The sequence below is a fragment of the Arthrobacter sp. TJ-266 genome (genome assembly GCF_058269115.1).
Window position 1 is genome coordinate 26,058 of record NZ_JBZCNC010000008.1, and the last position, 14,727, is coordinate 40,784.

At 58.0% G+C, this 14,727-nt stretch carries 11 protein-coding genes; 9 read left to right on the plus strand and 2 right to left on the minus strand.

What is annotated here, in order from left to right; translation table 11 throughout:
- Positions 1-93 precede the first annotated feature (93 nt).
- The 9 genes from AC4D12_RS16545 (at position 94) to AC4D12_RS16585 (ending at position 12,127) form a co-directional block, all read left to right on the plus strand.
- Positions 94-1,515, plus strand: a complete 1,422-nt coding sequence (locus tag AC4D12_RS16545) for a hypothetical protein (protein WP_490951057.1) — start codon at positions 94-96, stop codon at positions 1,513-1,515.
- 329 nt (positions 1,516-1,844) lie between these two features.
- A complete protein-coding gene (locus tag AC4D12_RS16550) occupies positions 1,845-3,149 on the plus strand; it encodes an ATP/GTP-binding protein (RefSeq protein ID WP_490951058.1) in 1,305 nt (434 codons plus the stop codon).
- On the plus strand, positions 3,146-4,837 hold the full coding sequence (locus tag AC4D12_RS16555; protein ID WP_490951059.1) for a type IV secretory system conjugative DNA transfer family protein: 1,692 nt from the start codon (positions 3,146-3,148) through the stop codon (positions 4,835-4,837). The genes AC4D12_RS16550 and AC4D12_RS16555 overlap by 4 nt, the downstream gene beginning before the upstream one ends.
- On the plus strand, positions 4,834-5,259 hold the full coding sequence (locus AC4D12_RS16560) for a DUF4913 domain-containing protein (protein ID WP_490951060.1): 426 nt from the start codon (positions 4,834-4,836) through the stop codon (positions 5,257-5,259). Before AC4D12_RS16555 ends, AC4D12_RS16560 begins: the two co-directional genes overlap by 4 nt.
- Positions 5,260-6,307: 1,048 nt before the next feature.
- Positions 6,308-7,495 (plus strand): hypothetical protein, encoded by a 1,188-nt coding sequence (locus AC4D12_RS16565; RefSeq protein WP_490951061.1) that lies wholly within the window; start codon positions 6,308-6,310, stop codon positions 7,493-7,495.
- Positions 7,496-7,507: 12 nt separating this feature from the next.
- Positions 7,508-7,783: a hypothetical protein gene (locus AC4D12_RS16570; protein WP_490951062.1), complete on the plus strand. Its 276-nt coding sequence runs from the start codon at positions 7,508-7,510 to the stop codon at positions 7,781-7,783.
- Positions 7,784-7,852: 69 nt separating this feature from the next.
- On the plus strand, positions 7,853-9,004 hold the full coding sequence (locus tag AC4D12_RS16575; RefSeq protein ID WP_490951063.1) for a hypothetical protein: 1,152 nt from the start codon (positions 7,853-7,855) through the stop codon (positions 9,002-9,004).
- A gap of 34 nt (positions 9,005-9,038) precedes the next feature.
- Positions 9,039-10,364, plus strand: coding sequence for an MFS transporter (locus AC4D12_RS16580; protein ID WP_490951064.1), 1,326 nt, complete (start codon positions 9,039-9,041; stop codon positions 10,362-10,364).
- Positions 10,365-11,113: 749 nt separating this feature from the next.
- Complete coding sequence (locus AC4D12_RS16585) at positions 11,114-12,127, plus strand: hypothetical protein (protein ID WP_490951065.1); 1,014 nt, start codon at positions 11,114-11,116, stop codon at positions 12,125-12,127.
- Positions 12,128-13,262: 1,135 nt separating this feature from the next.
- Here AC4D12_RS16585 and AC4D12_RS16590 read toward each other — a convergent pair.
- On the minus strand, positions 13,263-13,961 hold the full coding sequence (locus AC4D12_RS16590) for an RES family NAD+ phosphorylase (protein WP_490951066.1): 699 nt from the start codon (positions 13,959-13,961) through the stop codon (positions 13,263-13,265).
- Between the two features lie 3 nt (positions 13,962-13,964).
- Positions 13,965-14,282, minus strand: a complete 318-nt coding sequence (locus AC4D12_RS16595) for a hypothetical protein (RefSeq protein ID WP_490951067.1) — start codon at positions 14,280-14,282, stop codon at positions 13,965-13,967.
- Between the last annotated feature and the right edge of the window lie 445 nt (positions 14,283-14,727).

Sequence of the window (14,727 nt, forward strand, 5' to 3'; positions counted from 1 at the left end):
GGCGGAGGCCGGACGGGGCCGGAATGGTTCGCGCTGGCGGTCACTGTTCTGCTCGCAGGGATCGTTCTGGCAGCCGCGGGATCGAATCGTCTGGTGGGCATCACCCTGGCCGCGGCGGTGTTGCTGGTCGGGGTGGCGCTGACGACGCCGAGCCGGCTGACCGGTCACCGCTCGGTCGGGGCCCTGTACGTGGAATCGCGTCATAACCGTGTGCGCGCCCGGAAGGGAACCGCGACGTTCGTGCCGGTGAAGTTCCGCGATCAAACCCGGAAGATCAAGGCCGGCAAAGCCGACCGGGACAGGGCTGATGAGAAGGGCATGATCGAGGTCCCTATCCGTCACAAGGAGAACGCACCGTTGATGGTCGGGAACGTCCGCCCGTTCACGGTGGCCACCATGGCGGGTCCGATGACGGTGTTCCGGCATCAGGGCAAGATCAACGACCCGTATTACACCGTGACGGTAGAGGTCATGGGGTCGTCCTCGGGTCTTCGTGAGGAACACAAGGAAGATTCGGCGTACTTCGCCCGCGGCCAGCTGCTCGCACGTCTGGCCCGACCCCAGTCCCTGGTGACACACGTCCAGTCCCTGTCCCGTGCGGTACCGATGGACTCCGCGGATCACCTGCTGTGGATCAAGGACCGTAGGGCCGCGTCTGTGCCGCGTGTGCTGCTTGAGTCCTACGGGAACCTAGTGGAAGCGGTGCAGTCCCGCTCCGAGCAACACCGCACCTATGAGACGTTCCGGATTCCCCGCTCCGACGCCCTCACTCGTCGGGCCGAGAGCCTCGGCGGCGGGGACGAGGGCTTCGGGCAGGCCATCTTCCAGGAAGTGCGATCGGCGATGGCTCAAGCGACGATGACGGGCGCCATCCGTGATTTCCGACCGCTCGGGCCTGAGGCGACAGCCGCACTGTTGCGGCATTTGCAGGACCCTGACTGGGACATCGATGACACCGACGGCGCGGACCTCATGGATTGCTGGCAGCACCTCGATGGGACCGCAGCCGATAAGGCTGTGGTCGTCAACGGTCACTGGTACACCCGCACCGGATACGTTCCGGCGTCCGCCTTCTCACCGGAAGCCATCCCGGTTTCCGCCCTGCAGGCGTTGATCAGCGGCATCCAGCCGGCCGTCGTGCATTCGGTGTCCATGGTGATGGAGCTCGAGGACGCACGGAAGGCCCGCCGGCGGGCCCGCACTGACGCGGCCATGGACCGGGCACGGGAGAAAGAGGTCGCGAAGTCCGGCATCGTGACCGACGGCATGGAAGAAGTTCTCAAAGGCGCGTCGACGCAGCGCCTGCTGGATCTGAAGCCGGGCTCCGGGCACCATGGCGCGGCCTACGCCCTGTATGTGTCCTACTCCGTCGAGTCAGAGGCGGAACTGCTGACTACCGCCGATCTGATCGAGGCAGCCGCAGCTGACGCCGGGATCGAGTTCATCGACTGGATGGACAAGCGCCAGGACCTCGCCTCGATCACGACCATGCCCTTCACGAGAGGAATCCGATGACCATCCTTGGACAGGACCGCAAAGAGATGACGTCAACGTCGGATGAGTCGACGTCGGACACCTCGACAGGCAACGCACATCGTCGCGGCTCCAGCGCTCACGAGCGGAAGCGCAGGACTGTGAAGACCCCTTCGAAGAGGGCTACGAAGAAGGCAGCGCAGCGAGCGGCGAAGGACGAGGCCAGGAAGCGGGAGAAGGCAGCTGCTGGGGTCGGTGAGACCGAGCGGTGGTTCCATGATCGGAAGTCCAAGCGGGCATCGATCCTCGGGTACTACGACCCCGCGGCTCCTGGCGTGTTGTCCTCGACCCGGCAGATGGAGTTCTCACACATGGCGATCGCGTCGCCGCCAACCTCGCACAGGGGTCTGGTCTTCGGCATCGATGCCGGGTCCGGGTGGATGGTCATGCATGACCCGTTCACGGGGCACGGCAAAGATCTGGGATCCCCGAACGTCTGCTACATCGGGGACCTCAACCAGGGGAAGTCGTCCGCGATGAAGACCTGGGGCGTGATGCGTCAACTGATCCTGGGCCGCCGCGTGGTCGTGATCGACAAGAAGTACCAGGTCGATCAGAAGGGTGGGGAATACACGAACCTGGCTAGGGCACTGGGTGTGACCACCGTGCAGTTCACGGTCGGTGGTGGTGGGGCGCGGATCAACATTCTCGACCCGCACATCGCTGCCCGCCTGAACGAGACCAACCACGATGACCCGAACGTTAATACGCCGGCGGGCCAGTCGATGCTCCTGCGAGCCGTGGTTGAGGAAGCACTCGGCCGGCCGATGTACCCGAAGGAGGGCAAGGCGGTGCGGATGGCCCATAAGCAGGCCCTCCGGGCTGCGACCGCGGCCGGCGAGGAAGCCCATATCGGCCACGTCCTGACGGCGCTGTACGAGCCGGATGAGGAAGCGGCGAAGGCGTCGAAGCTCACGGCGGACGAGTTGAGGGAATGGGGTCAGGATCCTGCGTTCGAGCTCGAACGCATGATCGAGGATGACCTGTCGGGACTGATCGACGGGCCGACGAGCCCGGAAGTGAAGCTCAACGACGGTCTGACCGTGTTCGATGTGTCCCTGCTGCCTGAGGACGGTCCGGCGCTGCCGATCGTCATGACGATCATCAACACGTGGTTGGCGAACACCCTGTACCGGCAGGAGACCGCGGTGAACACGACTCTGCTGATCGAGGAGGCGTGGCACACGGTTCAGGGCTCGGTCGCCAAGGTCACCCGGCGCAACACCAAGCTCTCCCGCGCCCTGTCGTTGTCATGCCAGTTCGCGTTCCACCACATCTCGGACATCCCCGAAGACAGCCCGGCTATCGCCATGCTGAAGGAATGCGGGACGGTCCTTCTCTACAAGCAGGACAAGGGCGCCGACGCGCGGGCGTGCGAGGACATGTTTAACCTGCCGCCCGGGTCGGCATCGAACATCGCTTCCCTCCCGCAGGGAACATGCCTGATGAAGATCGGAAGCCTCGACCCGTTCGTCGCCATCCATGTGCGCAGCGAGCTCGAGGTGGAACTGACCGACACCAGCAAGTCCATGCAGTCCACGAGCACCGTCGATTTCGGCGGCCACGACACAGCCACTGACACGAGCGATGTTGACCGGGACGAGGAAGCGGCATGAGCAAGAGAACGTCGATCGACACGTTGATGAAGATTTACTTGGTGGTGTTCCTCGTTGTGGCGGTGTGCGTTGCCTGGGCGTCCGCGTTCCTCGGTGAGCTGATCACCCCGACGGGTATGCCGTGGACGAATCCGGCCGCGGTGTGGACGAAGATCAAGGCCGGTCAGTTCGTGTGGCCGTCCGCGTCGACGTGGATCGCCGTGGTTCTGGGGATCCTGCTTTTCCTGGGAACCGCGTACCTCAGTGTGATGTCGGGGTCGAAGCGGACCCGTGACGATGGCCTGCCCCGCTACAAGGACCTCGAGAAGCGCATGGGCCGCAAGGGCGCGCTGGCCAAAGCGAGGCAGTCCCTAGAACTTCCCGCGAATGCTACGGAAGACGAGATGATCGTGGCCCTCTGCAAGCTCGACGGCCAGACCCTGTACGTGCAGCACGAGGACTCGATGTGGGTCTTCGCCCCCCAGCGCTCCGGTAAGACCCTGTTCTTGGCGGTCGGCACCATCCTGGACGCACCGGGAGCGGTGGTGGTGACCTCTACCAAGAACGACGTGCTGATGCTCACCGCGGTGGCACGGCAGCGTAAGGGCGAGGTGTCCGTATTTGACCTGCAGGACATTTCGGGTTGGCCGAACAAGATCCGATGGAACGTCATCGACGGCTGCGAGGACCCGGACGAAGCTCTGGCCCGGGCAAAAGCCTGGGCCGGTGCGCAGCCAATGGGAGACGTGAAAAACGGGGACTTCTTCAACTCCAAAGCCTCCGCCGTACTCGGCCGGTTTCTTCACGCGGCAGCGCTGGACGGCAAGACGATCGAGGACGTCGTCCGGTGGACGAACAACTTTTCCGACCGGGAGCCAATGAACATCCTGCTTGCGCACAACGCGCCTGCGGCGTTCTCCGCACGGCTGAAGGCTTTGACGATGTCGCGGGCCGGGGAAACTGTCGACTCAATCCAGGAGACTCTCGCGGGCCTGTTGGAGCCCCTGTCATCGCCGAAAGCAATGCAAATCCTCAGCCCCGAACCGGGCCAAGGATTTGACATGGAAAAGTTTCTGGCCAGACCGAACACTGTTTACCTGCTTACCGACGGTGAACGGTCACCGGTCGCACCGCTCGTGGCCATGTTCGCCGATTTCATGTTCCGAAAAGCGCAGCGCATCTCGCAGGCGATGCCCGGTGGGCGGCTGTGGCCGGTCCTCTCGATGGTCCTCGACGAGGCGCCGAATGTCGCTGCTCTCCCGGACATGGCCGGCGCCCTGTCGGACTCCGGCGGGCGCGGGATCCGCGTCATCGGGCTCAGCCAATCGTTCGCCCAGAACCGGCAACGGTGGGGAACGGATGCCGCCACAGCAATCCGTGGCACGTCATCGATCCGCCTGTTCCTCCCGGGTTTGGAGGAACTCGATGAACTCGACAAGATCGCCCGGGCCGCCGGCACCGTGAAGAAGGAACGGGTGTCAACGTCGCAGGGCCGCGGCGGGTCGTCCCGTACAACCAGCGAAGAGGAACACCCTGTGATCCGCGGTCACAACATCCAGCAGCTGCCGGTCGGTGAGGCGTTCATGCACTACAGCAATCTGCCGCCAGCACGTGTGAAGCTCACACCGTGGTGGGAGCGCCCTGACGCGGACCAGATTAAGAAGGACAAGCTCGCCGCGACAGAAATCGTTCGAGGACTCCAGGTATGAGCGAGCTCGAGAGCATGTTCGAGGATCAGAACCCGGAACGTACGGACAGCGCTGAGGACAAACTCGAGCAAACTACCGAGGCGGAGCTGGTCGATCAGTTCGTCTTGTGGGTAGAAGCCTTCACACACGACCTCGAATCAGTGCCTGATGACTACACCGACCAGCACTGGTGCCGTGAATGGTGGCAGCATCCTGAAGGAGTTGCCCGACTCAAAGCACTGCATGAGGCCTACGCCGCCGCCGTGGAGGAGCAGACCATGTCCGCCTGGTGGATTCAGCACTGGGACCCCCAGGCCCGCGTGTTGTTCTCGACGGAGGGTCCCTTCAAGAACTGTCAAAAGGAACACGAATTCCTGCTGAGAAGTAAGACCTACGCGCCTCGACTCGACACGGTTCCTCCGCCCGATGGTTGGGGGACATGATGCCAAGCATCGTGGGCGGCGTCTGGGTACTTCCAGCTGAATATGAGGACGACCCTCTTGGCCTAGACGTCCCAAAGCCCACGGGCACGCATGACCACCACGAGCACGCATGACTGAGGAAAGGGTGTGTGACATAACGAAGCGTTGGAGCGAGATGTCACCGAAGAGGAGGTGATGGGCAGGACCTTGTCATTGGGCACGAGATAGTCGCGCTGCCTGCGGACGAGCGATAAGGAACCAGCAATGCACTCTGTGAATCCCAACTCATCCAACTCATCCATGGCCCTGGTCTACTACTGCTGAACGACACTCATACAGATGTAACGGTTCAGCTACGAATCGGAGTCATCCTCGCGATTTATTGCGCAGACCGATAAGACATCGAGGAGGACTGCCCCTACCTCTAAGCTCCTGGATCAAACCAAGCCTGAACCTCCCCCAATAGCAGCAAGGAGCTTGAAAGGCAATACTCACGTAAGTCACTGTAGGTATTTCCCCGAAACGGCCCGTGAAGGCGCAGACGGTCCGGTATGTTCCTGCTTACGACGTTTCAAGGGGGAGCAGTGACAATCAGCATTGAACATAAAACAGGACGGCACCCAGAATCTGAGGAATCTGATTCACAGTCATCTTGGGCGTGTTCCAGTTGTCCGCTGGTAGAAGCCTTCATCACGGCTTACTCCATACCCTCGCGTAGAATCCGAACTCTAACGCTCGGCATCGAGAAGATCTAAATCTGCGCGAGCCCTGACCAATCAATTCGTGATTTGTTTAGTCCCTTAGTCGCGCTCAAAAAGGTGACGAAGGATTGGATCACTTGCATCAAATTGCACTATTGCGTTCCTTTTTTCTACCTGCTAACTTCTTCACTTGGTAGCGCAAACATGAAGTATTCACAACCGATGCCTGAGTCGAATAGCGCCTAGGAGGCGCGATACGATCACCAGTTTTCAGTGAGAGTTGATGACCTAAGGCAAACCGTTCTGCTATGCCCTACCCATTCGCGTTACCCATCTCGCCGACTAATATCTGCAGAATTGGAGTCATTGTGTTCGAAGCCAAACGTGTTGCTGAGATCATTGCAGTTGATCTCGCCGACGGACAAAATAGCGCCGTCCTTCCGATCGAGGGAGCTGAAGTTGTCCCCACAAGAGCTGTGACAGGACATTTTCAAGGAGCGCCTATCGAAGTAGTGAAAGTATCGAGCGGCACGGGCGTTACCGATTACGTCACACACGAGACCAATTTTGAGTACTCAAGTTACGGCATCCATATTGGACAAGACGACCGTCTTACCTTCCTAGGTGTCGATCAAGTCGTCATAATCAGCCTCATCGATTGTCGAGAGAACTCCCCAACCCAGGGAACTGAGGTCCGGGTGACGATGAAGGTTGATTGCAACCGTATGATCGTCATCCCCAGGGGCGTAGCTCACACGCTTGATGGCCTTGACGGAGTAATCACGCGGGACGAACCAGTGTGGTATTCAGGCACGACGCCCGATTGGTACGTGGACAATGACCTTGTCTCCATCGTGCGTTCATCACCAGTCCACCCAGTCGTACAAGTTTGCGACAAGCTCGTTCCTCATGAGGCCTGCCTTCTCATCTCCAAGATGTCACAGCGCGTGAACACCACCACGCATGCTGCATATGCAGCTCGGTATAATTTGAAATTCACCGATGGGGATCGGTATGTCACTGTCCGCCCGGCGTGGGCATCAACCGAGGGCGCGGTTTCGCAGGACGATCCTAGGGTCGAAGAGAATCGTTACGCGATGACTGGGCCGAAGTCCTTCACCATCGTGCCCAGCACAAGCAGCTGTACGTCCGACTTCTTACGCCTTCGTCTTGACGCTTTGGATGAGTCTTGGACTAGGCATCCCCGATCTCATCGGAAACTGACATGGCTCGGCGGTGAAGGAACTTTCGCTGTAGAAATTCTTTCCTGCGACGGATCGAGCATCATCCATGCAGCAGACCCCACGATCCACGTGAATATCCCACCCTACACCTGGTACCGCTACATCGGAACCGGCACAGCGATTTTACGTTCCGAACAACTGCGAATTGCTCCCAGTGAGTCGAACGAAGTGAATCGCGATATCGAGACGACAGTAAATCCACATCGATCGAATGATTTTGGCCCCGCCGCCCCGAACGAAGGCTGGGCATTTATACCAGGGAGCGTCACAAACCTCCTGGCAAGGAAAGAAACTGAGCTCGTCACACAATAAAAGGAGAAAAACATGTCCGTTACTACAGCAGATACGCAGTCTTGGAAGAGCGAATTGGACCGTCTCATCGAGACGTCCAGCGAAGGCGACGTCGAAGCCCTTGTGCAGCTCAAGAGCGCGCTTGACCCCTACTTCGACCAGCCGGAGTCATTCAACACGCTTCTGTCGAAGATTCAGACGACGATGATGTCATCGGCTGATGAAGAGAAGCTGACGACGAGCACCTTCAAGGATCTTTCCGAGGTTGAGGCGATGCTTCCGCAGGGAATCACTGTCAACGCGCTCTAACGTTCGAAGTATGTAGCAAAGGCGGGGAGGGTGCGAGAGCACCCTCCCTGCCCACGTCAAGGAGTAGCAATGAAACTCGATCAACCGCGAATCATTATGAGTCGCACGCAGAGGTATGACCCAAAGTCAGGCACCCCAACCGCTCAGCGCATCATTACGTCACGCAATCGCTCGCCCTACCACTACGTGACGCACGGGCCGGATTTCGAGTATCAAGAGTACGGCATTCATCGCGGACAGATGGATCGACTCTCGTTCTTTTCGGCTACAATAACCGACCCAGTATCTGTTCATATCTATGATTGCCGCGAGGATTCTGACGACCTCGATCGAAAAATGGTCGTGAAAGTTCCGACCGATGGATCGCAGATACTGGAAATTCCACCTGGGTATGCTCACTGGTTTACTGATCTCCAGAATGTAGCCACTCGAAACGACTATTCGATTCTCGCTCCTTCCTTCTCAGGGTCGAAATGGAACGCGATGAACGATGACGTTACCGTGCCTGTGGCGATGATGGAGAAAAGCCGACCTCGAGTCCGGCAGAACGACCGCATGCTTCCTATTGATGCCCAGTTCCTCATATCTCGCCTAGTGTCTGAGTCCTGGCGAGGAGGTGTAGCGAAGAGTTCAAGTCAAGTGGAAGTCACTGTCGGGGACCGGAAAGTACAATTGCATCTTGAAAACGATAAGGAGTTCGGCACAGAACCCGATTCGATCGAGACCGGAATTCGACTGGCATCAGTGAAACGAGGATCGTATCAGCAGGTTCGCGAAGACGCCGTCACAGTGGCAAGTCACGTTCCCAGCGGTATTGCGCAGACGATTCTCTCCGAGGGCTCCACGAGTTGGCCGACGCATTACTCAGTTCACCCATACATAACGATGCAGATCTCCGTTCTAACTACAACCGGAACCGCCGTCAGTTTGGACTTGATCGATCGTCGTGAGGGATCGGAGAGTTTTGGGGAAAGATCTCAAATTTCTCTGCCTCAAGATCCTCGGTTGTGTCTGAGGATAGAACCGGGGGTGATGTGGCGGATGCACAGTCCTTCCAACTTCCACTACCGACTTGAGTATGAGATTCACACGCAGAGTCCCGGCCAGGACCAACCAGCCTTCATAGCCATCGATAAAAATGACGTTGCTTCTCATAAATTCAGGGCACCTGGTGATCGGGTCGATGTATCAGTCGAACGAATGCTGGCACTTGATGAATAGGTTCCGTAGCAGTCTGCCAATTGTTTTCATATTCGTGACGGCTGGCATTCTTGCCACACTGGGCGAGTCAACGTACGACATGGCCTTCGCTAATACCGCACTGACTTTATCCGAAAAAGTCAGTACAGTCGGATGGATATATTTTGCAGGGTACATGACGGAAGCAGTAGCTAGCTTCACCCTCGGCTCTAAAATAGATGCTTGGGGTCCACTGCGGTCCATGATTATTTTCTCTGGACTCGGGACGGTAGTGCTTGCTATTGCTGGTTTTTCGAGCTCGATACTTGGTATTACCAGCGTAGTATTTATTATCCTGACGGCAGCACTGATTGACTATATCAACCAACTCGTTGGTATCAGTCGTGATGCAGCATTACCCGAAGCGTTCGGTGATGACGACAAAGGTCTTATAAAGTTCGCGAGCCTCGATGTTTCTGTTCGTTCGGTTGCGGCAACTGTTACACCTGTTATATCCGGCTTCATCATCTTGCAGTCGCCTGGGTTCCAGTCTCTCGTTGTTGTTAGTGCCTTATATGCGGCAGGGTATGTATTCTTCGTTTCTTTTTTGTTTCGCGTGAAAAAAACTCGCCTCACCGGAGCCGGCACTAGAGTCACGAAGTCGGCGTCAACCGTTGTCAGCAATGAGGCCTCCCCCCTCCCCAATGCTGCCGCCCTGCATGCGTCTTCGGTTCAGGTCGAGGAATCGACACCGAGGAAGTCTACTTCCTTGGGGGAGGTTTTTTCGGCCGTTCGCAGATCAAAACGATGGAGAGTATTTCTGGTGCTCGACGTCGTTGCAACAATGTCACTATCGACAGTTCTCTTACTTATGTATTCTCTTTTTAGACAAGACTATGGCTTTGAACCACCTACTGCTGGGGCGCTTCTGGGTCTGCTCGCACTGGGCTCTCTAGTTGCTGCCTTATTTATCGCCAAGGGAAACAAAGAAGGATTATCGCGTCTTTTCGGAATAGGGTGCTTAGGTAGCGGATTCGGTGTGATTTTGGTCGCATCCGGGGGCGGTAACCTGGTTTGGACGGGGATTGGAGCGGTAGTTCTTGGATTCGGGAGCGTGCTTCAGTTGAAGTCGATGAGTCTAATCATTCAGCTAAATGCTCCTCGAGGACAGCTGGGATCATGGTTCGCTCTCATAAACGGCACAGAACGAGTTGTCAATGCTTTGGCAATCATTTCTGCCGCCTACATCATGGACTACTTGGGCGGAACGATCGTATTTTTGGCATCTGGTTTGACCCTTGGTGTGTGTGGTGTGTTCTGGCTCCTAGTACAACGCAGAGTCTGGCAAGCCACCACGTCTCGGTCGCAATTGCCCCAAGAGGAGGAGGCCTCCAGTATTTAGTGGAATCTCCGCGAGCCTCCGCGCGGAAGGGCCGCCTTAGATGATTGTCAGGGAAACGGCAGCCTTTCCAACTCTCCTGCGGACTGACAGGAGGGTACTGGAATCAAATTCATCGAGTAGGCGCAACGGGCAGCGTGCGCATGCTTATTTCCCCGGGCTTGAGGAACGCTCGCTCTCTTCGTCAACGGCGAACGAGCACGTCAGATTTGTATCAACCGGGTTACGCGCAGCAGCCTCGATATAGATTTCGGATCGAACGATAGTGGTGAGTAAGGATGCGTCACCCGTATACCTTCGAACCTTCGGATGACGGCCGTTCCTTCGGCGTAACGGCCCGCGAGGGTTTAGTCGAGATTTGGTTCAATGATCGGTATGTCTACACAACGCTCATGACCGATTGGGAAGCACTCCGTGAGATTGAGTTCGCGCGCGCCAGTCCAGCCCTCATGTTGCGATACGAACAAACTGACACAAAACACTCGTGATGCACCTTTAGACATATGGTCAGGAAGTCTGACCTTTTCATATTGCTCAATAGACCAGTGACATAGAGACGTTGCTTCGCCTTAATCTTCTATCGCTACCTGAGGACGCCGAAGTTAGGCGGCTTTGCGCCGTCACCCTACGTTGCCGCTATCGGACACGCATCCCGCTGCGCTTTCCTGGCCCGGCGTCTGCTTACACTGCATCTAAACATCGCGTGAGGCGGCTGCGAGCTTGCCCTCTTGCCCATACACGTTGGGGGACCTGTGGCCGCACGAGCCAAAACATTACCGCGCACTCTTCAATATTGGCGGCTGACGAACAGCCAGAGCTCCTCGGGGCTCCCGGAAACTGACTGGATCCATACCCTGGTGGCGCTCTACGGAAGGGCGCACAAGCAGACGATTGACGGTCAGGTCCTTACCGGCACCATCGTGGCACTTGGCGTCCCATCGGCCCTGCAGGATGCGCTCAGTGTCCACGACGCTGAGGGTGCTCCAACCATCGAGGACCGGACTACGACGTATGGTCTGATCCTTGCCGGCGATAAGGACTATGTGCCGAACCAGCAACACGAGGACACCGGTGATCAGCAAGCGATGGAGCTTGCAGGCGAGGCCTGGAACCCGGTCGACAACCTTTTCGTCTGGTTCTGCCCCTTCGGGAACATGTTCGGAGTCATATCTGAGTCGATTTCGTCCCCTCGCGCGGCCATCTTCGCCGAGTGGCTCACCCGGGTACTGCTCAGTGAGGGCATCGTGACGGTAGGCCCCGCACACTTCTCGCTGGAGGCGCTACCCGTGATCGACAAGGAACGCATCCAGTACTTGAACCGCGCGAACGGCCTGAAGTCAATGACCGTCGCTGGTAACCTGGGGCAGTTCGTCATGGATGCGAGTGGACTGCAGCAGCTCTTCGGCGGGCAGTCTAAAACAGTGGGTGCGCTTCGGATCGAGATCAAGGTCTCGACGGTGAGAGGGATCAGCACTGAAGAGGACGAGCGCACCCTCCTTGACTTCTACAATCAGACCTTCGGCGAGCTCCAGGGCGACGTACTGAAGGCTCAAGTCAAGACGGCAGGCGACCATCAGGCCGACATACCTCCGACCGAGATCGACCTTCTGCACCACCGCCTGACAAGGACGACTAACATCCGTCTGACAAGCGGCGCGACGCGAGCGTTCGAGGCCATCAGAACCATCGAGCAAATTGTCAGTGCCTTCGACAAGGATAGGGCTGACCTACTACGCATCCGCAACGAGCTGCAAAGTGTCACCTAAGTTGTGCGGGGAGGGTCATGAAGGGACGGAATAAAGTAAGAACGGATCGTAGCCTAACGCTGCTATATATATTCACCTCAATTGGCGTCCTACTAGTCGGCGCGGGGTTCTTCCTCGTTTATCGTTGCGTCGACCAGGATAAACTTACAGACGGGTTTACGGCTATCTCCACGATTGGCGGAGTAGTTGGAGGTCTCTCGCTGACCGGCACTGCAGTCCTAACACTCAACTCGAAGATGCTTGAGGCGCTGATGCGAGAGTACGGGAATCACATTCGGACAGTCTTATTCGGGGGCTACTGCTCAATGGTGGGCGCCGCGCTAGTGTGTGCAGTTGTCGGTATGTTCGCTGATCAGTGGTGGAGTCGACTGGTTCTCGGTTACATGACGGCCATTATCTTTGCGGGGCTGGTGCTGACGGCAATGCTAATCAACAGTGCCTTTAAGCACTATCAGCGGGGATTAGAGCCAAAGAACACAGAACCATCTCCTATCCAACCACCGCGGCCATGATCGAGCCCTGAAAAAGACTAAGTAAGGCCCCGTGCTACAGCACGGGGCCTTACTTATGTTCCGCGGGAATGGCGCTGGCCTGCTACCCCTGAGCGGGCTGCGGGCCGCCGGCACACTGCAAGCCGGTGATGAATTTGACGCCTGACCCGGAAAGCTAGGCGTCAGACGTCCTACCGCAGCCAAAGGGTAGAGACAATGCACCTCGAATCAAGCTTCTCAGCTCATGAAGATTCTAATCCCACGCACCTTAAGCAGAATGAGCAATAAATTCATCCATAGTTCAGATCCTACGTGCGTTAAATCTCGTCAGTTGAGCCGGTAATTTCGTCTCGTTTGAGCGCTATCGACGTCGTGGGCGTGTCCCTGTTAATCGCCGATAACCGACGTTCTGTCGGGTTCGCAGTTGTCGCGGAGTCACGACCACGCCCACCTACTGGAGAAGCATGGGCGGGTTTCTCGGCACGGATACATAGAAGGATAGGTATCTGTGCCGCTGCCGGTTTGCGCCACGACCTGTGGCGCAAACACCTTAATGCTGACGCCAGGGGCCGGACATCAGTTGTCCAACAGGCCGTTGGACAATCGCCGCCGATGGTCCAGCGGGCGTCAGTTTGGGCTCAGGCTCAGGCCCACTGCAAGTCAAGAAGATGAAGAGCGCGCATCAACTCGGGCTCTGCGCCTGTGAACGAGTGATGCCCGGTATCCGTAAGACACGCTGATACTGGCCCGTCCTCGGGGCGCTCGAAGACCGCCCACAGGGTCAGATCATCCCCGTGTCTGGAGTTGAAGCTGACGCCGTTGACGTCGGTATTTTCGTACAGCCATGTCGCGACGCTCTGGGTCAGATGTCGTGGGCGAGCGTCCTTTAGCGCGGCTGCGTCGAAATCGGTCAGCCCCAGAGAAAGAGCCTGCCCGATGAAGTCCGGGTAGAGGCTCGCGATGGTCTTTGACGACGCTACGACGCAGAAGGTGCCGGTGAGCGTTCCCGTGGCGATGCTCCTGGGGTCGAGCCACCGCCGGGGGACAAGCCCGGGCTCGATGGTGGGGTGCATGTGTCGGTCGAGGTCGTCCTCGTGGATATCCTGGATTTCAGCGGCCAAGTGGGCGTCCTTGCGGAAGTGTGCAAGCACCTCAAGGAGGCATGCCAGCAGGCTGGAGCCGGCATAGATGGTACGGAAGTTGCCGTCGGCGTCGTCCCAACGACCTGGAAACCGGCCGTCGGTGGCGTACTGCCAGCCGCTCCACGCCCACGGGTCAGGAGAGAAGCCGACCCGCCAAACTACCTGGGATGTGTTGATCGTCGTCAGTGTCCGGGGTGGCAAGGACTAACCTGCTGCTGCGAACGCGCGGGCAGCAGCCAGCACCGCTGGGCCGGCGTCCTCAAGTCGCCCCTCGCGCAGCAGTCGTGCTGGTGGCACATCATCGAGCTGGGGGTTCATGCCCATGAACCAGGCCTGAACGACGGGAGTAGCATCACGCTGACGGAGCAACGCTGCCACGTGGTAGGCGTCGCGGAGCCGCTGCACGACCTCCGCGGATGGCTTGCGCTCACCATCAGCCCACTGGCGTACAGCCCGGGTTTCCTTTACGGACCCCAGATAAGCCACCAGCTTTGCGCCCAGGATCTCGCGCAGCTCACGCACGAGCTGATCCTCATGAAACCGGATGGAATCTCGGTGAGCTTGAAGGTCCGTGCGCGCTCCCGCTACAGCTGTCATGCCACAATGATCTCATGCATCCCGCATGAAATCCATGGTTTTAACCCATGCCAGATCACATCCGCGATCACTGATTAGCTAGCTTATGTCAATGTATGTTGACGAGTACACCTGCTACACCCACTGCAATGCGGGGGAGGGGTCCTGGTTGTGAGTGTCTTGACGTGGTGCAACCGAGGGGTAGGAGTGGAGTTCGCGTGCGGACAGGCGACAGGTCCCACGCTACGTTCTCGTGTAGGACCGCTCGCCGACGTTGTCAGTGACTCGAGGTGGGTCATCTTCCGATCATCTGTGTTGTGAGTCTCGCTCTCCGGGCGTTCGGTGGAGCTATGCGGTGATCTGCGCCTGTAGCTGGAGGAGTTCCTCCACG